Source organism: Streptomyces sp. TRD_SC_5, assembly GCF_056836825.1.
In genome coordinates, this window is sequence record NZ_JBWZZS010000001.1 from 4602619 (window position 1) to 4628147 (window position 25529).

Consider the following 25529-nt stretch of genomic DNA (forward strand, 5'->3'; position numbering starts at 1 on the left):
ACAATCCCCCGTTCCTGACAGGTGCGGTCGCGGCCCCCCGTCGCGTACGGTTGACGGCTGCCCGCAGCACGTCAGAAGGGGGCCTCGGTGGCCGCGCAGGATGCCGCTGTCGATTCCGTGAATTCCGTTGCCGACTCCTCCTCGCAGGAGTCGGCACGGACCCGCGAAATCGGTGTGGAACAGGATCATCTGGATCAGGTGTACCGCCGTCTGGAGGAGAAGATCCACGAGGCGGAATTCCTCATGAACGACGCCGCCAAGCGCGGCCAGGTCGGTACCCCCGGCGCGCTCGCCGAACGCGACGCGCAGGTCTTCCGCGCCGGAATTCACCTCAACCGGCTCAACAACGAATTCGAGGACTTCCTCTTCGGACGCATCGACCTGCTCCGGGGCAAGGACGGTGAGAAGGGCCCGGACGGCGCGTTCACCTCGGTGGAGGCGGCCGACGACGCGGTACGCCCCGACCTCACCGCGGACATCGCCGAGACGCTGCACATCGGACGTATCGGCGTACTCGACTCCGGCTACAGCCCGCTGGTCATCGACTGGCGGGCGCCGGCCGCCGCGCCGTTCTACCGCTCCACACCCAAGGAGCCGGGCCGCGTCGTACGCCGCCGGGTCATCCGCTCGAAGGGCCGCAAGGTGCTCGGCGTCGAGGACGACCTGATGCGCCCGGAGCTGACCGCGACACTCGACGGCGCCGCGCTGCCCGTCATCGGTGACGGCGCTCTGATGGCGGCGCTCGGCCAGGCCCGCAGTCACACGATGCGCGACATCGTGTCGTCCATCCAGGCCGAGCAGGACATGGTCATCCGCGCCCCCGCCGCCTCCGTCACGGAGGTCTCCGGCGGCCCGGGCACCGGCAAGACCGCCGTGGCCCTGCACCGCGCCGCGTACCTGCTCTACCAGGACCGGCGGAAGTACGCGGGCGGCATCCTCGTCGTGTCCCCGACCCCGCTGCTCGTCGCGTACACCGAGGGCGTGCTGCCCTCGCTCGGCGAGGAGGGCCAGGTCGCGATCCGCGCGGTGGGCTCACTGGTCGACGGCGCTGAGGCGTCGACGTACGACGAACCGAACATCTCCCGCATCAAGGGCTCCTCGCGCATGCTCAAGGTGCTGCGCAACGCGGCACGCGGCGCCCTGGACGCGCCGCCCGCCCCGGCGGCCCCCGACGAGGACGGCCAGCTGACCTTCGGGGACGAGGAGCCCCAAGAGCCGCAGGAGGCCCGGACCCCCACCCGTCTGCGCGTCATCGCCTTCGGCCAGCGCGTGGAGCTGAACGCCGACGACCTCAACCGCATCCGCCACAACGTCCTCAGCGGCACCGCCCCCGTCAACCTGCTGCGCCCGCGCGCCCGAAAGCTGGTCCTGGACGCCCTGTGGTCGAAATCCAGCGGCCGGGGCCGGTACACCGACCAGGAGCTGATCGCGGAACTGCGCTCGGGCTTCGACGAGGACGTCTCCACCGAGCAGCACTTCATCGACTTCCTCGACGCCTGGTGGCCCGAGCTCACCCCGCGTCGCGTGCTCGCCGCCATGGCTGACGACAAGCGGCTCGGCCGCTGGGCCCGCCGCGTACTGAACCCGCGCGAGACCCGCCAGCTGGCCCGCTCCCTGCGCCGCCTGGACGCCGAGGGGAACGGCCCTCTGTCCGTGCACGACGTGGCGCTCCTCGACGAGCTCCAGACGCTGCTCGGCACCCCGGCCCGCCCCAAGCGCAAGCGCGAGTACGACCCGCTGGACCAGCTCAGCGGCCTGGAAGAGCTCATGCCGCAGCGCGAGGAGACGCAGTGGGAGCGGGCCGAGCGGCTCGCGCTGGAGCGCACCGAGTACGCGCACGTCATCGTCGACGAGGCGCAGGACCTCACGCCCATGCAGTGGCGGATGGTCGGCCGCCGGGGCCGGCACGCCACCTGGACGATCGTCGGTGACGCGGCGCAGTCGTCCTGGACCGACCCGGACGAGGCGGCGGCCGCCCGCGACGAGGCCCTCGGGTCCCGCCCGCGCCGCCGCTTCACCCTCACCGTGAACTACCGCAACCCGGCGGAGATCGCCGCCCTCGCGGCGAAGATCCTGGCCCTCGCGATGCCCGGCATGGAGTCGCCCGCCGCTGTCCGGTCGACGGGTGTGGAGCCGCGTTTTGTGACAGCAAACAATGAGCACAGCAGCGTCGTACAGGGCGCCGATCTGGCCCGGACCACCCGGGAGGAGGCACAGCGCCTCCTGGACCGCGTGGACGGCACGATCGGCGTAGTCGTGGCGATGAACCGGCGCGCACAGGCCCGCAAGTGGCTCGCGCCGCTCGGCGAGCGCGTGGTGGCGCTCGGCAGCCTGGAGGCGAAGGGCCTGGAGTACGACGCGACGGTCGTCGTGTCGCCGGCCGAGATCGCGGAGGAGTCCCCGGCCGGCCTGCGGGTGCTGTACGTGGCGCTGACGCGCGCGACGCAGCAGCTCACGGTCGTGTCGGGGGAGCGGGACAAGCCCGGCGCGGACGGGGTTCCGGCGCTGCTGAGGGACTGAGGCGGGGCTGAATCCCGGTCAACCTGCCGTCCGGGATTCACTTGCCGGGGTGGTTTGTTAGCCTGGGTGTGGCACCGGCTCGATCCAAGCCCCCGGGCCCAACCTTCGTCGCTTCGAGCGACCACTTGCCGCGAGGCGAGCATGGCGGGTCGGTGCCACCTAGTACGTACATACAAGAAGAGGTCCGCAGCACCCACGGGTGCTGCGGACCTCTTCTGTTTCACCTGGGGTTCTCGTATGGTGGAAAACTCTTTCCGAAAACAAAATGACCGCATTACCTGCTACCCGCTGGTAGGTGCGACCATCGGAAGGCGCTGCCGGGCAACAGTCGCGGCGGCGTAGCAACGAAGTCAGTGAAAGCAGAGGAAGTCGGCCATGGCAACGGCGCCCAGCGTCTCGTACTCGATGACGGTCCGGCTGGAGGTCCCCGCGAGCGGGACCTCGGTCAGTCACCTCACCTCGGCCGTCGAAGCCTCCGGCGGCTCCGTGACCGGCCTCGACGTCACCGCATCCGGCCACGAGAAGCTGCGGATCGACGTCACGATCGCCGCTTCCTCCACCGCGCACGCCGACGAGATCGTCGAACAGCTGCGCGGTGTCGAGGGCGTCGTGCTGGGCAAGGTCTCCGACCGTACGTTCCTGATGCACCTCGGCGGCAAGATCGAGATGGCGTCCAAGCACCCCATCCGCAACCGTGACGACCTCTCGATGATCTACACGCCGGGTGTCGCCCGGGTGTGCATGGCGATCGCCGAGAACCCCGAGGACGCCCGCCGTCTCACCATCAAGCGCAACTCCGTCGCCGTGGTGACGGACGGCTCCGCGGTGCTCGGCCTGGGCAACATCGGCCCGATGGCCGCGCTGCCCGTCATGGAGGGCAAGGCAGCCCTCTTCAAGCGCTTCGCCGGCATCGACGCATGGCCGATCTGCCTGGACACCCAGGACTCCGACGAGATCGTCGCGATCGTCAAAGCCATCGCCCCCGGCTTCGCGGGCATCAACCTCGAGGACATCTCGGCGCCCCGCTGCTTCGAGATCGAGGCCCGCCTGCGCGAGGCCCTCGACATCCCGGTCTTCCACGACGACCAGCACGGCACGGCCATCGTGGTCCTCGCCTCGCTGACCAACGCGCTGCGCGTGGTCGGCAAGTCGTTCGGTGACGTACGGGTCGTCATGTCCGGTGCGGGCGCGGCCGGTACGGCCATCCTCAAGCTCCTGATCGCGGCGGGCGTCAAGCACGCGGTCGTCGCCGACATCCACGGCGTGGTGCACGCGGCCCGCGAGGACCTCGTCGACGCGGCTCCCCAGTCGCCGCTGCGCTGGATCGCCGACAACACCAACCCGGAAGGCGTCACCGGCACCCTCAAGGAGGCCGTGGTCGACGCGGACGTCTTCATCGGCGTCTCGGCCCCCAACGTCCTGAACGGCGACGACGTCGCGGCGATGGCGGACGGCGCGATCGTCTTCGCGCTCGCGAACCCGGACCCCGAGATCGAGCCCGCAATCGCCCGTCAGACGGCGGCTGTTGTGGCCACCGGCCGCTCGGACTTCCCGAACCAGATCAACAACGTGCTGGTCTTCCCCGGCGTCTTCCGAGGCCTCCTGGACGCCCAGTCCCGTACGGTCAACACGGAGATGATGCTCGCCGCCGCGGCCGCCCTGGCGGACGTCGTCACCGAGGACGAGCTCAACGCGAACTACATCATCCCGTCGGTCTTCAACGACAAGGTGGCGGGCGCGGTCGCGGGCGCCGTCCGTACGGCCGCGAAGGCCGTGGGTTCCGCTGTGACGGGTTCCACGTCCGCCTGACGTTTCCCGGCGGTCCTGGCGGATCACCCGGCGCGTCGCGGGCCGCAGGGCCTCACGGCCCCCTCTAGGGTGGCGGGCAATGAGCCCGTAGGGGCCCTGAAGAGCCCTGCGGTCCGCTTCCGGCAGCGGACGGAGCGTCACCAAGTCGAGCCTGTGGCGCTTTTCGTGTGACTCCGGAGGGTGCCGGATTGGCTTTCCCGCCGCTGGTGGGGGCAGGATGCGTATTTGGGCGCGAGGGTCTGACGACAGACCCGGGTCCGGGGACTGTCCGAGGGCCCTGGCAGCATCGGCTTCGATCTCACGCCTTACAGGCAAGAAGAACACGGGAGTACAAACATGAACCGCAGTGAGCTGGTGGCCGCCCTGGCCGACCGCGCCGACGTGACCCGCAAGGACGCCGACGCCGTGCTGGCCGCTCTCGCCGAGACCGTCGGCGAGATTGTCGCCAAGGGCGACGAGAAGGTCACCATCCCCGGCTTCCTGACCTTCGAGCGCACTCACCGTGCCGCTCGCACCGCTCGTAACCCGCAGACCGGCGACCCGATCCAGATCCCGGCCGGCTACAGCGTGAAGGTCTCCGCGGGCTCCAAGCTCAAGGAAGCCGCCAAGGGCAAGTAACACCAAGGCAGCACCGAAGGGGGCGGCCACCCGGAATATGCCGGGTGGCCGCCCCCTTCGGCGTACCGGCGCGCTTGTCCCGCCGGTGGAGGCCCTGCGAGCCGTCCGCCTCCCCAGGGGGCCGGGAGGGGTGCCGTACGCCCGCAGAGGGCCGCTCACGGCCTCCAGGCGCTGAAGTTTTCTCGACAACAAGAGGTTTACGCCCCCGGGAACTGGTAAGGCGCGCTTTCGCCGACTCAGCGACCCAGGAGTTACCGTGCGCGTATCGAACCAGGCCCGACCGAGCCGCTCCCTCCTTCTGGTGGGCGCCGCGCTTCTGACGGCGACGCTCGCCGCCAGCATGGGATCGGCACCGGCCTCATCCGGCGCCGACGGTCAGGCGTCGAAGAACGCGTCGGTGTCGTCCCAGGACGACTGAGCGCCGACAACGCGCACAGCGAAAGGGGCGGCCACCCGGTGAACCGGACGGCCGCCCCTTCGGCGTAGGTCAGACCATCACACGAGCGCGCCGCCCGGCAGCTCGACCTTCGCACCGAGCTCCACGAGCTTCTCCATGAAGTTCTCGTAGCCGCGGTTGATCAGGTCGATGCCGTGGACCCGGGACGTGCCCTGGGCCGCGAGGGCCGCGATCAGGTACGAGAAGCCGCCGCGCAGGTCGGGGATGACCAGATCCGCGCCCTGGAGCTTCGTCGGGCCGCTGACGACCGCCGAGTGCAGGAAGTTGCGCTGGCCGAAGCGGCAGTCGGAGCCGCCGAGGCACTCGCGGTAGAGCTGGATGTGCGCGCCCATCTGGTTCAGCGCGGAGGTGAAGCCCAGGCGCGACTCGTACACCGTCTCGTGGACGATGGACAGGCCCGAGGCCTGCGTCAGGGCGACGACCAGCGGCTGCTGCCAGTCGGTCTGGAAACCGGGGTGTACGTCGGTCTCCAGGGCGATCGCGTTGAGCGGGCCGCCCGGGTGCCAGAAGCGGATGCCCTCGTCGTCGATCTCGAAGGCGCCGCCGACCCGGCGGAAGGTGTTCAGGAAGGTCATCATCGAACGCTGCTGGGCGCCGCGCACGTAGATGTTGCCCTCGGTCGCGAGCGCCGCGGACGCCCAGGAGGCGGCCTCCAGGCGGTCCGGGAGCGCGCGGTGGTTGTAGCCGCCGAGCGAGTCGACACCGGTGATCCGGATGGTCCGGTCGGTGTCCATGGAGATGATCGCGCCCATCTTCTGCAGTACGCAGATGAGGTCCTCGATCTCGGGCTCCACAGCCGCGTTCGACAGTTCGGTGACGCCCTCGGCCAGTACGGCCGTCAGCAGCACCTGCTCCGTCGAGCCGACCGAGGGGTACGGCAGCCGGATCTTGCAGCCGCGCAGCCGCTGCGGAGCTTCCAGGTACTGGCCGTCCGCGCGCTTCTCGATCGTCGCGCCGAACTGCCGCAGCACCTCGAAGTGGAAGTCGATCGGCCGGCCGCCGATGTCGCAGCCGCCCAGACCCGGGATGAAGGCGTGGCCGAGGCGGTGCAGCAGCGGGCCGCAGAACAGGATCGGGATGCGCGAGGAGCCGGCGTGCGCGTCGATGTCGGCGACGTTGGCGGACTCGACGTGGGACGGGTCGAGGATCAGCTCGCCCGGTTCCTCGCCGGGGCGCACCGTCACGCCGTGCAGCTGGAGCAGTCCGCGTACGACGCGCACGTCACGGATGTCGGGCACGTTGCGCAGTCGGCTCGGTCCGCTGCCGAGGAGCGCGGCGACCATCGCCTTGGGCACCAGGTTCTTCGCGCCGCGGACGCGGATCTCGCCCTCGAGCGGGGTGCCGCCGTGGACGAGCAGTACATCTTCAGTGCCGGTCATGGATCTCGCGTTCCGGAGTTGTCGGACAGGTGGCCAGAGAAAAGAGTAAGGGGCGACTACCCCTGTGCCATAAGGCCAAGCGGGCTTCGCGTATGTCATGAATCAGACACAACACGCTCCGCACAGCGGCCTCTGCGGAGGGTGACGTTCCGGTGGCGCGCGCTCCCGTTGCTGCTGTGCGCCCTGAGCTGCGCAGCCTTGCACACCGCCGTCCGCTCCCCCCGGAGGGCGAATGTGCGGGATCATGTCTGCCATGACGGAGGTGTCCTCGCTCACAGGGCGGCTGCTGGTGGCCAGCCCGGCCCTCGCGGACCCGAATTTCGACCGCGCGGTGGTGCTCCTCATCGACCACGACGACGAGGGCTCGCTCGGCGTGGTCCTCAACCGCCCGACCCCGGTGGGGGTCCGGGACATCCTGCTGCCCTGGGCCGGCCTCGCCGGCGACCCGGACGTCGTCTTCCAGGGCGGCCCGGTCTCACTCGACTCGGCTCTCGGTGTCGCCGTGATCCCCGGCGACGAGGGCCCCCTCGGCTGGCGCCGCGTGCACGGCGCGATCGGCCTGGTCGACCTGGAGGCCCCGCCGGAACTCCTCGCGGCGGCGCTCGGCTCGCTGCGGATCTTCGCCGGGTACTCGGGGTGGGGACCCGGCCAGCTGGAGGAGGAACTGAAGACCGGTGCCTGGTACGTCGTCGAGTCCGAGCCCGGCGACGTGTCGTCCCCGGAGCCGGAGAGCCTGTGGCGGGCGGTACTGCGCAGGCAGCGGAGCAAGCTCGCGATGATCGCGACGTATCCGGACGATCCGAGCCACAACTGAACGGGCCGGGGTGGGTACCCTTGGACGCCATGAGCACTCTTGAGCCCGAGCCCGAGCGCGGGGCAGGTACGGGGACCCTCGTCGAGCCGACGCCGCAGACCTCGCGCGGCGACGGAGACCACGAGCGGTACGCCCATTACGTCCAGAAGGACAAGATCATGGCGAGCGCCGTCGACGGTACGCCCGTCGTCGCGCTCTGCGGCAAGGTCTGGGTTCCGGGCCGCGACCCGAAGAAGTATCCGGTCTGCCCCATGTGCAAGGAGATCTTCGAGTCTCTGGGCGCGGGCGGCGACAAGGACAAGGGTGGCAAGGGCGGCAAGGACAACAGCGGCAAGAAGTAAGCGGTAGGTACGGGGCCGGCCCCCGCGGTGCGCATCGGTGCGCGCCGCGGGGTCCGTTCGCGTTGCACGGAGTGCTCCTGCCGGTCACAAGGTGGTGGAGAGCTCGTTCAGAGTGGTTCAGACCTCTTGTCGGCTCGGGTGGGCCGATCTAGATTCCTGCCTGTTGTGCAGCGCGAAACCGACGTTGCGTATGGTGCAACGCCGACTCGACAGGAGTCCCGGATGAAGCTCTCTGCCCGAATTGCCGCACCGGCGGCCGCCCTTGTGCTGGCCGGCCTCACCGCCACCGCCTGCGCCCCGCAGACCTCCGACAACAGCGCGAAGAACGACGAGAAGAGCGGCACGCTGCGTGTCTGGCTCTTCCAGGAGGTCAGCAACGAGCCCAAGCGGAAGGTCGTGGACCGCGCCGTCGACGCCTTCCGCGCGCGCCACGAGGACGCCGACGTCGAGATCGAGTACATACCGGTCGAGACCCGCGCCCAGAAGATCAAGGCCGCCTTCAACGACCCGAAGAGCGCCCCCGACCTGATCGAGTACGGAAACACCGACACCGCCGGCTACGTCAAGGACGGCGGACTCGCCGACGTGACCGAGGAGTTCGGGTCCTGGGCCGAGGCCGAGGACACCGACCCGGCCGCCGAGCAGTCGGTGACCGTGGACGGCAAGGTGTACGGCGCACCGCTCTTCGTCGGCGTACGGGCGCTGTACTACCGCACCGACGTCTTCAAGGACCTGGGGCTGAAGCCGCCCACGTCGCAGGCCGAACTCGTCACCACCGCGAAGAAGATCCGCAAGGCGAAGCCGGCCATGTACGGGCTCGCGGTCGGCGGCGCGTACACGTACGGCGCGATGCCCTTCATCTGGGCCAACGGCGGTGAACTCGCCGAGGAGAGCGGCGGAACGTACACCTCGGCCATCGACAGCCCGGCCGCACGGAAGGGCATCAAGGCGTACACCTCGCTCTTCGGTGACGACAACTGCCCGGCCGCCAAGTGCGCCGAGATGGGCGGCAACGACACCGTCACCGCCTTCGCGTCCGGCAAGGCAGGCATGGCGATCGGCGGCGACTTCAGCCATGCCGCCGTCGAGGCGGGCAAGGTGAAGGGGAAGTACGCGGTGGTGCCGCTGCCGGGCGTCAAGGCGGGGGAGATCGCCCCGGCGTTCGCGGGCGGCAACAACCTCGGCGTACTTAAAAGCAGTTCGCACCGCACGCTGGCCGTCGACCTGATGAAGCAGCTGGCCGGGAAGAAGACGCAAGGAGAGCTCTTCGAAGCGATGGGCTTCCTGCCGACATACACCGACGTACGCGAGACGGCGGCGCGCAAGGAGCCGTTCATCGAGCCGTTCATCAAGACGCTCACGGCAGGCGCCAAGGCGGCTCCGGCCTCCCCGGGCTGGGCGCAGATCGACTCCTCCCTCGTCCTGCCGACGATGTTCCAGGAGGTCGTCAGCGGCCGCAAGGACGTGGCGGCGGCCTCCGGCGACGCGGCGAAGAAGATGAACCAGGCGTTCGGCGCGGCGCGTTGAGCGGTATGAACGCGATCGCACGGCGCGGCAGCGGATGGACGCCGTGGCTCTACCTCGCGCCCGCCCTGGTCGTACTGGGCGGCCTGCTCGTCTACCCCATCTACCAGCTCGGCCTGATCTCCTTCCTGGAGTACACGCAGGCACAGGTCAGCGGTGGCGAGCCGACCACCTTCAAGGGCCTGGGGAACTACGCCACGCTCTTCGGCGACCCGCAGTTCTGGCAGGTGCTCCTCTCGACCGTCGTCTTCGCGGCGGCCTGCGTCCTCGCCACGCTCTCGCTCGGCTGCGCGCTCGCCGTGCTGCTGACACGGATACGGGCGGTTCCCCGGCTCGCGCTGATGATGGCGGCGCTCGGCGCGTGGGCCACTCCGGCGATCACCGGTTCCACCGTCTGGGTGTTTCTCTTCGACCCGGACTTCGGCCCCGTCAACAAGGTGCTGGGGCTCGGCGACCACTCGTGGACGTACGGGCGCTACAGCGCCTTCGCGCTCGTACTCCTCGAAGTCGTGTGGTGCTCGTTCCCGTTCGTGATGGTGACGGTCTACGCGGGCATCAGGGCGATCCCGGGGGAGGTGCTGGAGGCGGCGTCCCTCGACGGAGCTTCCCAGTGGCGGATCTGGCGGTCGGTCATGGCGCCGATGCTGCGGCCGATCCTGGTGGTGGTCACCATCCAGTCGGTCATCTGGGACTTCAAGATCTTCACCCAGATCTACGTCATGACCAACGGCGGCGGCATCGCCGGCCAGAACCTCGTCCTCAATGTCTACGCCTACCAGAAGGCCTTCGCGTCCTCGCAGTACAGCCTGGGCTCGGCGATCGGCGTCGTCATGCTGCTGATCCTGCTGGCGGTCACCCTCGTGTACCTGCGCCTGCTGCGACGCCAGGGAGAAGAACTATGAGTCTTGTACGCCGTCCCTGGCGCCTGGCGGCGGAGGCGTCAGCCCTGCTGATCGCACTGGCCGTCGCCTTCCCCCTCTACTGGATGGTGCTTTCCGCGTTCAAACCGGCGGGCGAGATCCAGTCGACGGAAGCGAGGCCATGGACGCTTTCGCCGTCACTCGACTCCTTCCGGCGCGTCTTCGAACAGCAGGAATTCGGCCGCTATTTCCTCAACAGCCTGCTTGTGGCGACGACTGTCGTCATCGCCTCCGCACTGATCGCCTTTCTCGCGGCGACAGCGGTCACCCGCTTCCGGTTCAAGTTCCGCACCACCCTGCTCATCATGTTCCTGGTGGCGCAGATGGTGCCGATCGAGGCGCTGACGATCCCTCTCTTCTTCCTCATGAGGGACTTCGGACAGCTCAATACGCTCGGCTCGCTGATCCTGCCGCACATCGCCTTCTCGCTGCCCTTCGCGGTGTGGATGCTGCGCGGCTTCGTGAAGGCCGTTCCCGAGGCGCTGGAGGAAGCGGCGTACATCGACGGCGCCAGCCGCTCCCGCTTCCTCTGGCAGATCCTTTTCCCCCTGGTCTTCCCGGGCCTGGTGGCGACCAGCGTCTTCTCTTTCATCTCCACCTGGAACGACTTCCTCTTCGCCAAGTCCTTCATCATCAGCGACACCTCGCAATCGACACTTCCGATGGCACTGCTGGTTTTCTTCAAGCCGGAAGAGAACGACTGGGGAGGGATCATGGCAGCCTCGACGGTGATGACCATCCCGGTGCTGGTCTTCTTCGTACTCGTACAGCGACGCCTGGTCTCCGGACTGGGCGGAGCGGTTAAGGACTGACGCCATGCTCGATCTGGTACCGGCTCCCGGAGCCGCGGCCTGGGCGCCCCCCGCCCAGGGTCACTACCCCATCGGCCACGACACCGCCCTCTTCGCCCGCCCCGGCACCGAGGGCGTGGCCCGCTGGCTGCGCGCCACAGTCGGCGCCGCCACCGGGCTGCCGCTGCCGGACGGCACCGACAGCGACAACGAACGCGACAGCGGCAGCAACCGCATCGAGCTGCGCATCGACCCCGAGATCGAGCAGGACCTCGGCCCGGAGGGCTACCGCCTGGTCGTGGACGGCTACCTGATCCTCATCGAGGCCGGAGCTTCGGCGGGCGTCTTCTGGGGCGCGCAGACACTGCGCCAGCTCCTCGGCCCGGACGCCTTCCGGCGGGCGCCCGTCGATCCGACCCGTCAGTGGTCCGTACCGATGGTGGCCATCGAGGACAAGCCGCGCTTCGCCTGGCGCGGCCTGATGCTGGACGTGTCACGCCACTTCATGCCCAAGGACGGTGTGCTGCGCTATCTGGACCTCCTGGCAGCCCACAAACTCAACACGTTCCACTTCCACCTCACCGACGACCAGGGCTGGCGCATCGAGATCAAGCGCCACCCGAAACTGACAGAAACCGGCGCGTGGCGGACGCGCACGAAATGGGGCCACCGGGCATCGGACCTCTGGACCGATACACCGCACGGCGGTTACTACACCCAGGACGACATCCGCGAGATCGTCGCGTACGCCGCCGAACGGCATATCACCGTCGTCCCCGAGATCGACATCCCGGGCCATTCACAGGCCGCGATCGCGGCATACCCGGAACTGGGCAACACCGACGCCACCGACACGACCACCCTCTCCGTCTGGGACACCTGGGGCATCAACAAAAACGTACTCGCCCCCACTGACAACACCCTCCGCTTCTTCGAGGGCGTCTTCGACGAGGTCCTGGACCTCTTCCCCTCGACCTTCATCCACATCGGCGGCGACGAGGCACCGAAGGACCAGTGGAAGCAGTCCCCGGTAGCCCAGGCGCGCATGAAAGAACTGAACCTGGCGGACGAGGAGGAACTCCAGTCCTGGTTCATCCGGCACTTCGACACCTGGCTCACCGAGCGCGGCCGCCGCCTCATCGGCTGGGACGAAATCCTCGAAGGCGGCCTCGCACCGGGAGCGGCCGTCTCCTCCTGGCGCGGTTACGCCGGTGGAATCGCCGCCGCCAAGGCCGGTCACGACGTCGTCATGTGCCCCCAGCAGCAGGTGTACTTGGACCACCGGCAGGACGGCGGCCCGGACGAGCCGATGCCCATCGGGTACGTCCGCACGCTGGAGGACGTCTACCGCTTCGAGCCCGTACCCCCGCAGCTCACGCCCGAAGAGGCGCGGCACGTGCTCGGCACCCAGGCCAACGTCTGGACCGAGGTGATGGAGAACCAGAGCCGCGTCGACTACCAGACGTTCCCCCGCCTCGCCGCGTTCGCCGAGGTCGCCTGGGCGGACCTGCCGGCACCCGCCGAACGGGACTTCGCCGGCTTCGAGGCGCGAATGGCGGCGCACTACGAACGACTTGACGCACTAGGCGTCGGCTACCGTCCCCCCACCGGCCCGTTGCCGTGGCAGAAGCGCCCCGCCCCCGACGGAAACCCGGCGACCCTCGGACGCCCGATCGAGGGGTCGCCCCCAAACGTGTGAGCCGGAAGGGAAGGAGAGCACCGCACTGTGCCGGGCCTGGGACCGTTGAGAGACCCCGGCTCGGCATAAGTCGTAAGTCGCACAACAGTCGCTGAAGACCAGCAATTCGCCCTCACCGCCCACAGAGTGCGAAAGCGGACCAATGCCCTGGCCGGGGACGAGGGGCCCCTAGTGGACCCTCGCGTCGGCCGGTTCGCAAGATGTGCCAGAGTTGCCTCGTCCGGGCTGTGAGCACGTACCGTACGGCGCAGCAGACGGGACAGCCGGGACACCGGGAAGGGGCAGCTGGGTTGACCACGCACGCACCGCGGGCGGCGCAGTCCGTGACGCTCCCGGCCTCGCTCGACGAGGCCGTGGCGGCACTCACCGCCATGCCTGCCGCCGTGCCCGTCGCGGGCGGCACGGACCTGATGGCATCCGTGAACTCCGGGCAACTGCGGCCCGCCGCCCTGGTCGGGCTCGGCCGGATCAGCGAGATCAGGGGCTGGCAGTACCAGGACGGAAACGCGCTGCTCGGCGCCGGTCTCACGCACGCCCGGATGGGCCGCCCCGACTTCGCGGCGCTCATCCCCGCCCTCGCCGCGGCCGCACGAGCCGCGGGCCCGCCCCAGATCCGTAACGCCGGAACGCTCGGCGGCAACATCGTCACCGCCGCGCCCACCGGCGACACCCTGCCCGTACTGGCGGCGATGGAAGCGACGCTGGTGATCGCGGGACCGGGCGGCGTACGCCGCGAAACCCCCGTCTCGCACCTCCTCGCCGGCCGCGACATGCTGGGCGCGGGCGAGCTGATCGGCTTCGTGCGCGTACCGCTGCTGCACGCGCCCCAGGTCTTCTTCAAAGCCACCGGACGCACCGGCCCCGGCCGCGCGACCGCGTCCGTCGCCCTGGTCCTCGACCCGGCGCGGCGCGAGGTGCGGTGCGCGGTGGGCGCCATCGCGCCGATGCCGCTGCGGCCCCTGGAGGCGGAGCGCTGGATCGCCTCGCTGATCGAGTGGGACGCGGACCGCAAGCTGGCGCCGGAGGCGTGCGCGGCGTTCGGCGAGTACGTAGCCGCCGCCTGCATCCCGGACCCGGCTCCGGCGCCGGACGGGACCGAGGCCGCGCCCCTCCCGCCCGCCGTACTGCACCTGCGGCGCACCGTCGCCGCGCTGGCCCGACGAGCGCTGGGGAGGGCACTGTCGTGAGCGAGAACGAGAACCCCGGGACGCCGAACCACGGCGGCTGGCAGCCGATCCCGCAGGGCGGCGAGTACGACGCGGAGGCCACGGCGTTCGTGCAGTTGCCCGAAGGGATGACGGACTTCGGCGCCTACGGCGACCCGCTCGCGGCGCCGGGCCACGACTACGTACCGCCGCAGATCACGGTGGCATCGGGTACGGCGGCGACCGACCCGGGAGCGACCGGGACCTGGCCCGCACCGGGCGAGATGCGCTGGCCGGAACCGGAGAGCGCGCAGGGCACGGGGACGACGGGCCAGTGGAGCTTCGAGACGGCCCCCGAGCCGACACCGCCGCTCGCGTCGGAACTCACGGGCCAGTGGACGATCCCGGTGGCGAAGGGCGACCTCCCGGACGAATCAGGCGAGTTCACGACCTCGGCCCTGGCCTCCCAGCGGGGCACCACGCACCCTCCGGCAACCCTGCCGGGCGGCGCGCCGTCCCCCTGGGCGAACACCTCCGAAGCGGCCCCGACGCTGCCCGGCGGAGCCCAAGCTCCGTGGGCCCAGCAGGCACCGGACGCCGAGCCGGGCCATGACGCTATCGACCCGGGACTTCAGCCGACACACCCCCACCCCGAGCCCTCCCAGCTGACGCAAGACTTCGAACCCCACGCGACGCCTCCCAACGCCCCGCAGCAGGACGAGACGGCCCCTTCAGGGAACGCGCCCACCGACCCCGCCCACCAGGACGCGACCACCACCCCCGCCTCGCACTCCACGGTGCCGGGAGGGGACGTGCAGGGGCGCTCCCCGCAGGGCGTCGAACGCAACCACCCCGACGAAAACCCAGTACCCGAACGTTCGACGCCCGAGGAGACGCCCCGGCGCGGCACCGACCCCGAAGCCCCCGCCGACAGCGGAGCCGAAGGCGACGTCCGAGACGCCGCCGCCGCCCCCGAAGCCGCCCACAGCGAACACCCCCACGCCTCCTACGTCCTCCGGGTGAACGGCGCAGACCGCCCAGTAACCGACGCCTGGATCGGTGAATCCCTCCTCTACGTCCTGCGCGAGCGTCTAGGACTGGCCGGCGCCAAGGACGGCTGCTCCCAGGGCGAATGCGGCGCCTGCGCCGTCCAGGTGGACGGCCGCCTGGTCGCCTCCTGCCTGGTGCCCGCCGCCACCACCGCCGACAGCGAGGTCCGCACCGTCGAGGGCCTCGCCACCGACGGCGACCCCTCCGACGTACAGCGCGCCCTCGCCAACTGCGGCGCGGTCCAGTGCGGTTTCTGCGTACCCGGCATGGCGATGACCGTCCACGACCTGCTCGAAGGCAACCACGCCCCCACCGACCTGGAGACCCGCCAGGCCCTCTGCGGCAACCTCTGCCGCTGCTCGGGCTACCGGGGCGTCCTGGAAGCGGTACGCGAGGTCGTCGCCGAACGCGAAGCGACCGCCGCGTCCGAAGAGGCCCGTATCCCGCACCAGGCACCCCCCGGCGCGGGCGGTGTCCACCAGCCCCACCCCCACGAGACCCCGCACGAGCACCCGCACGACGGAGGCATGGCGTGAGCAACGACGCGGCCACCGCGACCAGCGCGACGGCGATCGACGGCATCCAGCCCGAGCGCCGCCAAGACGCACCCGCCCACGGCCTCGGCGCGTCCCTCCCGCCGGCCGACGCCCGCGCCAAGACGGAGGGCACGTTCCCGTACGCCGCCGACCTCTGGGCAGAGGGCCTCCTGTGGGCGGCAGTCCTCCGCTCCCCGCACGCCCACGCGCGCATCGTCTCGATCGACACGGCCGCCGCATCCCAGATGCCAGGCGTACGGGCCGTAGTAACCCACCAGGACGTGCCGGGCGACCCCGCGCACGGCCGCAGCGTCCCCGACCGCCCGGTCTTCGCCTCCGACCTGGTCCGCCACCACGGCGAGGCGATCGCCGCGGTGGCCGCCGACCACCCGGACACGGCCCGCCTGGCCGCCGCGGCCATCGCGGTCGAGTACGAGATCCTCGACCCGGTCACCGACCCGGAACAGGCCTTCGCGGCCGACCCCCTTCACCCCGACGGCAATCTCATCCGCCACATCCCGCTCAGCTTCGGCGACCCGGAGGCCGCCGGCGAGGTGATCGTCGAGGGCCTGTACCGCATCGGCCGCCAGGACCCGGCCCCCATCGGAGCCGAGGCCGGTCTGGCCGTCCCGCGCCCCGACGGCGGCGTGGAGATCTACACGGCGTCCACCGACCCGCACACGGACCGCGACCGCGCAGCCGCCTGCTTCGGCCTGGAGCAGGAGCGCGTCAAAGTCGTCGTCACGGGAGTGCCGGGCGCGACGGGCGACCGTGAGGACGGCAGCTTCCAGATCCCGCTCGGCCTCCTGGCCCTGAAGACCGGCTGCCCGGTCAAGCTGGCGGCCACCCGCGAGGAGTCCTTCCTCGGCCACGCCCACCGCCACCCGACCCTCCTGCGCTACCGCCACCACGCGGACGCCGAGGGCCGACTGGTCAAGGTCGAGGCCCAGATCCTCCTGGACGCGGGCGCGTACGCCGACGCCTCCTCGGAATCCCTCGCGGCCGCGGTCTCCTTCGCCTGCGGCCCGTACGTGGTCCCGCACGCCTTCATCGAGGGCTGGGCGGTCCGTACGAACAACCCCCCCTCGGGCCACGTCCGCGGCGAAGGCGCCCTCCAGGTGTGCGCGGCGTACGAGGGCCAGATGGACAAGCTCGCGGCGAAGCTGGGCATGGACCCGGCGGAGCTGCGCCTGCGCAACGTACTGGCGACGGGCGACCTGCTGCCCACCGGCCAGACGGTGACCTGCCCGGCCCCCGTGGCCGAACTGCTCCGTTCCGTACGGGACTACCCCCTCCCCACGCTCCCCAAGGACACCCCCCAGGACGACTGGCTGCTGCCGGGCGGCCCGGAGGGCGCGGGCGAGCCCAGCGCCGTACGCCGCGGAGTCGGCTACGCGGTGGGCATGGTGCACATGCTGGGTGCGGAGGGCGCGGACGAGGTCTCCACGGCCACGGTGAAGGTCCACGACGGCGTGGCGACGGTGATCTGCGCGGCGGTCGAGACGGGCGGCGGCTTCTCCACGCTCGCGCGCCAGATCGTCCAGGAGATCCTGGGCGTCGAGGAGGTCCACGTGGCCTCGGTCGACACGGACCAGCCCCCGGCCGGCCCCGCGACGCACGGCCGCCACACCTGGGTGTCGGGCGGCGCGGTGGAACGCGCGGCGAAGATGGTCCGCACCCAGCTGCTCCAGCCCCTGGCGCACAAGTTCGGCATGTCGACGGAACTCCTGCAAATCGCCGACGGCAAGATCACGTCGTACGACGGAGTCCTGTCCACCACGGTGATGGAAGCGCTGAACGGCAAGGAGCTCTGGGCCACGGCCCAGTGCCGCCCCCACCCCACCGAGGCCCTCGACGACACGGGTCAGGGCGACGCCTTCGTGGGCCTGGCCTTCTGCGCGATCCGCGCGATCGTGGACGTGGACATCGAGCTGGGCTCGATCCGGGTGGTGGAGATGGCGGTCGCCCAGGACGTCGGCCGCATCCTGAACCCGGCCCAGCTGGCGACCCGCATCGAGGCAGGAGTGACCCAGGGCGTGGGCGCGGCCCTGACGGAGAACCTCCGCACGCCCCGGGGCCTGATCCGCCACCCCGACCTCACCCACTACGCCCTCCCCACGTCCCTGGACGCACCGGACATCCGCATCGTGAAGCTGGTGGAGGAGCGCGACGTGGTCGCCCCCTTCGGCGCGAAGCCGGTCAGCGCGGTCCCGGTGGTCACGTCCCCGGCGGCGATCGCCTCGGCGGTCCGCGCGGCGACGGGCCGCCCGGTCAACCGCCTGCCGATCAGGCCGCAGGCGGCGGTTTCCCAGCCCGTAGCCGGGTAAGCCACGCGAGCCGGGTAGGACGCAAGCCGGGTAGGCCACGCAAGCCACGTGAACCACGCAGCCCAAGTAATTCCGGTGGCGCCCCAACGCCCCGCCGCTAGGGTCGGTTCATGGTCGAAGCACTCGGTCCCGCCGTCGTCCTGATCACCGGCGTCATGGCCTCGGGCAAGTCCACCGTCGCGCAGGCGCTCGCCGAGCGCCTGCCGCGCGCCGCCCACGTGCGCGGCGACGCCTTCCGCCGGATGATCGTCTCCGGGCGCGAGGAGATGCTGCCGGAGGCGAGCGAAGAGGCCCTGGCCCAGCTCGAGTTGCGCTACCGCCTGTCGGCCTCCGTCTCCGACGAGTACGCGCGCAGTGGCTGGACCGCGGTCGTGCAGGACGTGGTGGTGGGCGAGCAGCTGGCGGCGTACGTCCGGCTCGTACGCACCCGCCCCCTGTACGTCGTCGTCCTCACCCCGGACCGGGAAGCGGTGGCCGGCAGGGAGGCCGGACGGCCGAAGACCGGCTACGGGGCGGGCTGGACCGTGGCGGGACTGGACCGGGTGCTGCGCGAGGAGACGGAGCGGATCGGACTGTGGCTGGACAACGCCCGGCAGACGCCGGACGGGACGGTCGAGGAGATCCTCGCGCGACTGGAGGAAGGCAGGGTGTCCTCCTGAGCGCCGTCCCCCGGCCCGCCGCAGCGACGGGTGCGCGCGGGTCCTTGCCTCGGGGCCTGGTCCAGGCCACCATCGACCGCGACTGCCGCACGGCTACGGGCATGGTGACGGGCGACCTGAGAGCGCGAGGGCTTCTATGAGCGACGTGCGTACGACCACAGCCACACCCACACCCACACCCACAGCCACGAGCACGGCCGTCGGCACGGACCTGAGCCGAAGGCGCTTCGGGACGCTGGCCGCCGGCGCCGGGTTCGCCGCGCTGGCGCTGCCCGGGAGCGCGCGGGCCGCGGAGGCGCTGCGGCGCGCGTACCTCGGTACGTACACCACGCAGCCGGGCGGCGGCACCGGCATAGGGCTCGCCTCCTACCGGCCGCGCGAGGGGCAGCTGACCTCCACCGGGGTGCTCGCAGGCGTACAGAATCCTTCGTACCTCGCGCTCTCGCCCGATCGCCGCACGCTGTACGCCGTCGACGAGCGCGCCGAGGGTGCCGTCACCGCCGTGCGCGTCGGGGCGGGGCAGCCCGAGGTGCTGGGGCGCGCCCGCGGCACCGGCGGCGCCGACCCCTGCCACCTCTCGGTCCATCCCGGCGGGCGGTTCCTGCTGACCGCGAACTACACCGGCGGCAGCGTGTCCGTACACCCCATCGGGCGCGGCGGTGTGCTCGGTGAGGTGAGCGATGTCGTACGGCACACCGGGTCGGGGCCGGACCCCGAGCGTCAGGAGGGCCCGCACGCGCACATGGTCGTCACGGATCCCGGTGGGCGGTACGTCGTCGCGGTCGATCTGGGGACCGACTCCGTCCACACCTACCGGCTCGACCCGCGCACCGGGAAGCTGCGCGAACGCGGACGGGCCACGATGAAGCCGGGAGCCGGGCCGCGGCACCTCGCCTTCCACCCCACGGGCCGGCATGCGTACGTCGTCAACGAGCTGGACAGCACGCTGGTCGTGTGCGGCTACGACCGGCGCGCCGGGACCCTGACCCCCGGCACTCCCCAACCGACCCTGCCGCCCGGCAGCAAGCTCAGTGAGCGCAACTACCCGGCGGGCGTGGTGGTTTCACCCGACGGGCGGTTCGTGTACGTCTCCAACCGGGGCCACAACAGCATCGCGGTCTTCGCCACCGCGTGCGGCGGCGCGGCGCTGCGGCCGCTGTCCGTCACGCCGTCCGGCGGCTCGTACCCCCGGCACATCGTGCTCGACCCGTCCGGTGCGCTGCTGTTCGCCGCCAACCAGAAGTCGGGCACGGTCGCGGCGTTTCGGGTGGACCGGCGGACGGGCGGGCTCACGCGGGCGGGCGCGGCGCTCGCGGCGCCGGTGCCGGTGTGCGTGCTGCCGGTGTAGGAGGCGGGCTGAACGGTGCCGTGAGCGGCGACGCAGGCGGGTCCCTGAGCCACTCGGGTGCACGGCCGTGTGCTGATGTCACGACCGTAGGCGGCGGGCACCGCGCCCTCAAGGGATCGGCCCGCGCCGCGACGCGACTGCCACACCGGCGACTGCCACACCGCGTTCATACGCCGCCCCCGGTCGTACGACCAAAGGCCGAGCGCCCGCCCTCCCAGCGACAGGGCTCATCCGCCAGTACGCCCCTTACTCTGGGCGAATGACCGCCCTGGAGCCGCGCGACGCCGAGGTCGCGCCCGAAGCCGACGAGATACCCGGCGGACCCGTACCCGCAGAGCAGAGCGGCGTTCTCGGCAAAACCCACCGCGCGCTCAGCACCGGCATCATCGCCGTCGTCCTGCTGATCGCCTTCGAGGCGACCGCCGTCGGTACGGCTATGCCCGTCGCGGCCCGCGAGCTGAACGGCGTCTCCCTCTACGCCTTCGCCTTCTCCTCCTACTTCACCACCAGCCTCTTCGCCATGGTCCTGTCCGGGCAGTGGGCCGACCGGCGCGGCCCCCTCGCGCCGCTCGCCACCGGCATCAGCGCTTTCGGCGCCGGGCTGCTGCTCTCCGGCACGGCGGACGCCATGTGGCTGTTCATCCTCGGCCGGGCCGTCCAGGGCCTCGGCGGCGGACTGGTGATCGTCGCGCTGTACGTCGTCGTCAGCCGCGCCTACCCCTCCCGGCTGCAGCCCGCGATCCTGGCCGCGTTCGCCGCGAGCTGGGTGGTCCCGTCGGTCGTCGGCCCACTCGTGTCCGGGACGGTCACCGAGCACCTCGGCTGGCGCTGGGTCTTCGTCGGCATCCCCGTCCTGGTCGTCTTCCCGCTCGCCATCGCCCTGCCCGCGATACGCCGCACAGCGGCAGGACCCGCCGACGCGGGCGCCCCCGTCCCGGCGTTCGACCGCCGCCGCATCCGGCTGGCGCTCGGCATCTCGCTGGGGGCGGGGCTGCTCCAGTACGCCGGTCAGGCCGCGTCTGTTCAAGGCGCGGGGTGGCTCTCGCTCGTCCCGGCGGCGGTGGGCGGCGCGCTGCTCGTGCCGGCCGTGCTCGGGCTGCTGCCGCGCGGTACGTACGTCGCGGCGCGCGGGCTGCCTTCGGTGGTGCTGCTGCGGGGGATCGCGGCGGGGTCGTTCGTCGCGGCGGAGTCCTTCGTACCGCTGATGCTGGTCACCCAGCGCGGGCTGTCCCCGACGATGGCGGGGCTGTCGCTGGCGGTCGGCGGGGCGACGTGGGCGTTCGGTTCGTACGTACAGTCGCGGCCGCGCATGGAGCCGTACCGGGAGCGGATGGTGTCCGGCGGCATGGTGCTGGTCGCCGTGGCCATCGCGACCGCTCCCAGCGTGCTGATCGCAGCGGTGCCGGTGTGGGTGGTCGCGGTCGCGTGGGGCGTCGGCTGCTTCGGGATGGGCACGGTCATCGCGTCGACCAGCGTGCTCCTGCTCAAGCTGTCGGCCCCGAAGGAGGCGGGCGCCAACTCCGCCGCCCTCCAGATCTCCGACGGCCTTTCCAACGTCATGCTGCTGGCGATCGGCGGCGCGGTCTTCGCGGCCCTGGGCGGCGGCGCGGTCGGCCACCCGGTGGTGTCCGGGGCCTCCGCCTCCCACCCGGCGGCCTTCGCGGCGGTGTTCCTGCCGATGGCGGGGGTGGCGCTGGTGGGGGCGTGGGTGGCGACGCGGCTGCGCGACGGGCGCGCTTAGTACCGTCGGCGGCATCGCACGGAGACTGAAGGCGCTGCACGAAGCGGTGTGACCCGTATCGCACTCCGCGAGGTCATCGCGTCGCTCCGACGGGCAGGGGACCGGGCCACCGGTAGGGTGGCCCGGTTGTCGTACGCGCCCTGTGACCCCGAGAGCCCCTGAACCGGAGACCGTGACTACTACCGCCTCCCACCACCTCTCACCCGCCTTCCCCGGCCGCGCCCCGTGGGGCACGGCCAGCAAGCTGCGTGCCTGGCAGGAGGCTGCCCTGGAGAGGTATCTCCAGGACCAGCCGCGCGACTTCCTCGCCGTCGCGACGCCCGGCGCGGGCAAGACGACCTTCGCGCTGACGCTCGCCTCGTGGCTGCTGCACCACCACGTCGTGCAGCAGATCACGGTCGTCGCGCCGACCGAGCACCTCAAGAAGCAGTGGGCGGAGGCCGCGGCCCGGATAGGCATCAAGCTCGATCCGGACTACAGCGCCGGACCGCTGAGCAAGGAGTACCACGGGGTCGCCGTCACGTATGCCGGTGTCGGCGTACGTCCGATGCTCCACCGCAACCGGTGCGAGCAGCGCAAGACGCTGGTGATCCTCGACGAGATCCACCACGCCGGTGACTCGAAGTCCTGGGGCGAGGCCTGCCAGGAGGCGTTCGACCCGGCGACCCGGCGGCTGGCCCTGACCGGTACGCCGTTCCGGTCCGACACCAACCCCATCCCCTTCGTCGCGTACGAGGAGGGCAACGACGGGATCCGCCGGTCCTCCGCCGACTACACCTACGGATACGGGAACGCCCTCGCCGACGGTGTCGTGCGGCCCGTCATCTTCCTCTCCTACAGCGGCAACATGCGCTGGCGCACCAAGGCCGGTGACGAGATCGCCGCCCGGCTCGGCGAGCCGATGACCAGGGACGCCATCGGGCAGGCCTGGCGCACGGCGCTCGCGCCGACGGGGGAGTGGATTCCGAACGTGCTCGCGGCCGCCGACACCCGGCTGACCGAAGTACGCAAGGGGATCCCGGACGCCGGCGGGCTCGTCATCGCGTCCGACCAGGACACGGCTCGCGAGTACGCCAAGATCCTCAAAAAGATCACCGGCGACCGGCCGACCGTCGTGCTGTCCGACGAGAAGGCGGCTTCCAAGAAGATCGACCAGTTCGCCGCCGACGAATCACGGTGGATGGTCGCGGTCCGCATGGTGTCCGAAGGCGTCGACGTACCGCGCCTGGCTGTCGGCGTGTACGCGACGACGATCTCCACGCCGCTCTTCTTCGCCCAGGCCGTCGGGCGCTTCGTGCGATCGCGCAGGCGTGGCGAGACCGCGTCCGTGTTCGTTCCTACGATCCCGATGCTCCTCGAATTCGCCAACGAGATGGAGGTCGAGCGGGACCACGTCCTCGACAAGCCCAAGAAGGGCAGCGAGGACGAGAACCCGTTCGCGGAGGAGGACAAGCTCCTCGCCGACGCCGAGAAGCTGGAGGACGAGGAGACCGAGGAGCAGCTGCCCTTCGAAGCTCTCGAGTCCGACGCGGTCTTCGACCGGGTGCTCTACGACGGCGCCGAGTTCGGCATGCAGGCCCACCCGGGGAGTGAAGAGGAGCAGGACTACCTCGGAATCCCGGGGCTGCTGGAGCCGGACCAGGTGCAGCTCCTGCTCCAGAAGCGGCAGACCCGGCAGATCGCGCACAGTCGCCAGAAGCCCGCCGCCGAGGCCGATTTGCTGGAGAAGCCGGCCGACTCGCGGCCCGTCGTCACGCACAAGCAGCTCCTGGAGCTGCGTAAGTCGCTGAACACGATGGTCGGGGCGTACGTCCACCAGACCGGCAAGCCGCACGGCGTGATCCACACCGAGCTGCGCCGCGTCTGCGGCGGTCCGCCGAGCGCGGAGGCCACGGCCGGGCAGCTCCAGGAGCGGATCAAGAAGGTCCAGGAGTGGGCCACCCGGATGCGGTGACATCCGGCCGGAGGTGAGAGCGGGGCCTGGAGGATCGTCTCCCGGCCCCGCTTTTTGGTGGGGGCGGGAACTCCAAGGCGGACACCGCGAGGATCTGGTGGCGAATGTGGATCAATTCCCCGTCGGCGCCCGGATTCTGGACGAGGTCTTCCGCTGAGCGGAGTCGATCGCTACCTTTCCCGCAACGCATACGCCCCGTGGCAGAGCCGCCGCGGAGCGCAGCCGGTGCCATGGCCTGCCGGCGGCCTCTGCGCGCGACCGCCGAAGGGACCGGCGGCGCACAGCGTGAGAGAGCCGCCGCACTCACCACAGAGGAGTGGGCGTCGTGACCGCGGAAACCTCCCAGACGCTCGACCGGGGACTTCGTGTCCTCAAGTTGCTTTCCGATACGGACCACGGTCTGACCGTCACCGAGCTGTCCAACAAGCTCGGTGTGAACCGCACCGTCGTCTACCGGCTGCTCGCCACCCTCGAGCAGCACGCGCTCGTACGCCGCGACCTGGGCGGACGTGCCCGCGTCGGTCTCGGCGTGCTGCGCCTGGGCCGTCAGGTCCATCCGCTCGTACGGGAGGCCGCCCTGCCCGCGCTGCGCTCGCTCGCCGAGGACATAGGGGCCACGGCGCACCTGACACTGGTCGACGGCGCGGAGGCGCTCGCGGTCGCGGTCGTCGAACCGACGTGGACCGACTACCACGTGGCGTACCGCACAGGATTCCGTCACCCCCTCGACCGCGGCGCGGCCGGCAAGGCCATCCTCGCCGCCCGCCAGGGCGCCCTGGCCGCCGACGGCTTCACCCTCACCCACGGCGAACTGGAGGCGGGCGCCAGCGGCGCGGCCGCGCCCCTGGTCGGCATAACCGGGCTGGAGGGCAGCGTCGGGGTCGTCATGCTCGCCGACTCGATCCCCGAGCGGGTCGGGCCGCGCGTGGTCGACGCGGCGCGGGAGGTGGCCGACGCGCTGAGGTGAGGCGCACGAGGGAGAGAGGCGCACGGGGGAGGCGCACGAGGGAGGCGTACGAGGGAGAGGCGCACGGGGCGGAGGTATGGACGCCCACTAGATTGGGGGCGTGCTCTCACGTCTCTCCCGTCCCCGTGTCCTCGCTCTTTGCGGGGCCCCCGTGCTCGCGCTCCTCGTCGTGGCCGCCTTCGCGCCGCTGCCGTACGTCCTCGCGCAGCCGGGTAGTACCGCGAACGTCCTGGGCAAGGACAAGGGCAAGCCGGTGATCACCATCACGGGCGCGCCGGTCCGTGAGACCACCGGGCAGCTGCGGATGACGACGATCGTGGCGACCGGCCCGTCCGTCGACATCGACCTGGGGCAGGTCGTCGACGCGTGGTTCAAGACCGACCGGGCGGTGCTCCCCAAGGAGGCGGTCTACCCGACCGGCGGCACCGACGCCGAGATCGAGAAGCACAACGTCGCGGAGATGGAGCAGTCGCAGGAGACCGCCGTCGACGCGGCGCTCGGCTACCTCGGCAAGAAACCGGAGCAGGTGAAGGTGGACCTCGAGCTCGCCGACATCGGCGGCCCCAGCGCCGGTCTCCTCTTCTCGCTCGGCATCGTGAACAAACTGGACGGCGACGGCTCGGGCGGCGACCTCACCGGCGGCCGCAACATCGCCGGTACTGGCACGATCACCTCGGGCGGAGACGTGGGCCCCGTCGGCGGCGTACCGCTCAAGACGCAGGCGGCCCGGCGAGACGGGGCGACGGTCTTCCTCGTACCGAAGGACGAGTGCTCGCAGGCCCAGGCCGAGCTGCCCGACGGCCTGCGGCTGGTGCCCGTCACGACGCTCAAGGACGCGGTGCGGTCACTGGTCGCCCTGGAGAAGAAGACCGGCAAGGTCCCGAGCTGCTGATTCCGGCGGCCGGACCGCCCGCCGCTATCGTCACGGCC

Annotated in this window: 20 protein-coding genes; 19 read left to right on the plus strand and 1 reads right to left on the minus strand. The window is 71.0% G+C overall.

All coding sequences use genetic code 11. From position 1 onward, the window contains the following. The first annotated feature begins 87 nt into the window (after positions 1-87). The 4 genes from AC1P0E_RS21245 (at position 88) to AC1P0E_RS21260 (ending at position 5365) form a co-directional block, all read left to right on the plus strand. The gene (locus AC1P0E_RS21245) at positions 88-2520 is read left to right on the plus strand and encodes a HelD family protein (RefSeq protein WP_482743715.1); all 2433 of its coding nucleotides are present in this window, start codon (positions 88-90) and stop codon (positions 2518-2520) included. 375 nt (positions 2521-2895) lie between these two features. Continuing rightward, complete coding sequence (locus tag AC1P0E_RS21250; protein ID WP_482743716.1) at positions 2896-4329, plus strand: NAD-dependent malic enzyme; 1434 nt, start codon at positions 2896-2898, stop codon at positions 4327-4329. A gap of 336 nt (positions 4330-4665) precedes the next feature. After that, on the plus strand, positions 4666-4947 hold the full coding sequence (locus tag AC1P0E_RS21255) for an HU family DNA-binding protein (RefSeq protein WP_028815325.1): 282 nt from the start codon (positions 4666-4668) through the stop codon (positions 4945-4947). A gap of 256 nt (positions 4948-5203) precedes the next feature. Further along, entirely contained in the window at positions 5204-5365 is a 162-nt protein-coding gene (locus AC1P0E_RS21260; RefSeq protein WP_482743717.1) for a hypothetical protein, read from the plus strand. Between the two features lie 77 nt (positions 5366-5442). Here AC1P0E_RS21260 and murA read toward each other — a convergent pair whose 3' ends face one another. Next, complete coding sequence (gene murA, locus AC1P0E_RS21265; RefSeq protein ID WP_215133448.1) at positions 5443-6783, minus strand: UDP-N-acetylglucosamine 1-carboxyvinyltransferase; 1341 nt, start codon at positions 6781-6783, stop codon at positions 5443-5445. A gap of 253 nt (positions 6784-7036) precedes the next feature. Between murA and AC1P0E_RS21270 the strand changes: the two genes are divergently transcribed. The 15 genes from AC1P0E_RS21270 to AC1P0E_RS21340 all read left to right on the plus strand — a co-directional run bounded on the left by AC1P0E_RS21270 (position 7037) and on the right by AC1P0E_RS21340 (position 25491). Continuing rightward, a complete protein-coding gene (locus tag AC1P0E_RS21270) occupies positions 7037-7597 on the plus strand; it encodes a YqgE/AlgH family protein (protein ID WP_482745851.1) in 561 nt (186 codons plus the stop codon). A 29-nt stretch (positions 7598-7626) separates the two neighbouring features. Continuing rightward, positions 7627-7938, plus strand: coding sequence for a DUF3039 domain-containing protein (locus AC1P0E_RS21275; protein ID WP_482743718.1), 312 nt, complete (start codon positions 7627-7629; stop codon positions 7936-7938). Positions 7939-8160: 222 nt separating this feature from the next. Then, positions 8161-9465, plus strand: coding sequence for an extracellular solute-binding protein (locus AC1P0E_RS21280; RefSeq protein WP_482743719.1), 1305 nt, complete (start codon positions 8161-8163; stop codon positions 9463-9465). A gap of 5 nt (positions 9466-9470) precedes the next feature. Then, entirely contained in the window at positions 9471-10364 is an 894-nt protein-coding gene (locus AC1P0E_RS21285; protein ID WP_482743720.1) for a carbohydrate ABC transporter permease, read from the plus strand. Next, positions 10361-11194 (plus strand): carbohydrate ABC transporter permease, encoded by an 834-nt coding sequence (locus AC1P0E_RS21290; RefSeq protein ID WP_482743721.1) that lies wholly within the window; start codon positions 10361-10363, stop codon positions 11192-11194. The genes AC1P0E_RS21285 and AC1P0E_RS21290 overlap by 4 nt, the downstream gene beginning before the upstream one ends. Before the next feature lie 4 nt (positions 11195-11198). Then, entirely contained in the window at positions 11199-12872 is a 1674-nt protein-coding gene (locus tag AC1P0E_RS21295; RefSeq protein ID WP_482743722.1) for a beta-N-acetylhexosaminidase, read from the plus strand. A gap of 290 nt (positions 12873-13162) precedes the next feature. After that, on the plus strand, positions 13163-14059 hold the full coding sequence (locus AC1P0E_RS21300; protein WP_482743723.1) for an FAD binding domain-containing protein: 897 nt from the start codon (positions 13163-13165) through the stop codon (positions 14057-14059). Next, positions 14056-15603: a (2Fe-2S)-binding protein gene (locus AC1P0E_RS21305; protein ID WP_482743724.1), complete on the plus strand. Its 1548-nt coding sequence runs from the start codon at positions 14056-14058 to the stop codon at positions 15601-15603. The genes AC1P0E_RS21300 and AC1P0E_RS21305 overlap by 4 nt, the downstream gene beginning before the upstream one ends. After that, on the plus strand, positions 15600-17930 hold the full coding sequence (locus AC1P0E_RS21310) for a xanthine dehydrogenase family protein molybdopterin-binding subunit (RefSeq protein WP_482743725.1): 2331 nt from the start codon (positions 15600-15602) through the stop codon (positions 17928-17930). Before AC1P0E_RS21305 ends, AC1P0E_RS21310 begins: the two co-directional genes overlap by 4 nt. A 110-nt stretch (positions 17931-18040) precedes the next feature. Next, positions 18041-18589: an AAA family ATPase gene (locus tag AC1P0E_RS21315; RefSeq protein WP_482743726.1), complete on the plus strand. Its 549-nt coding sequence runs from the start codon at positions 18041-18043 to the stop codon at positions 18587-18589. A 136-nt stretch (positions 18590-18725) separates the two neighbouring features. After that, entirely contained in the window at positions 18726-19937 is a 1212-nt protein-coding gene (locus AC1P0E_RS21320; RefSeq protein WP_482743727.1) for a lactonase family protein, read from the plus strand. 259 nt (positions 19938-20196) lie between these two features. Beyond that, positions 20197-21678, plus strand: a complete 1482-nt coding sequence (locus AC1P0E_RS21325; protein WP_482743728.1) for an MFS transporter — start codon at positions 20197-20199, stop codon at positions 21676-21678. A gap of 172 nt (positions 21679-21850) precedes the next feature. After that, on the plus strand, positions 21851-23632 hold the full coding sequence (locus AC1P0E_RS21330) for a DEAD/DEAH box helicase (protein ID WP_482743729.1): 1782 nt from the start codon (positions 21851-21853) through the stop codon (positions 23630-23632). A gap of 325 nt (positions 23633-23957) precedes the next feature. Further along, the gene (locus AC1P0E_RS21335; RefSeq protein WP_482743730.1) at positions 23958-24599 is read left to right on the plus strand and encodes an IclR family transcriptional regulator; all 642 of its coding nucleotides are present in this window, start codon (positions 23958-23960) and stop codon (positions 24597-24599) included. 100 nt (positions 24600-24699) lie between these two features. Further along, positions 24700-25491, plus strand: coding sequence for a S16 family serine protease (locus AC1P0E_RS21340; RefSeq protein WP_482743731.1), 792 nt, complete (start codon positions 24700-24702; stop codon positions 25489-25491). Positions 25492-25529: the final 38 nt, after the last annotated feature.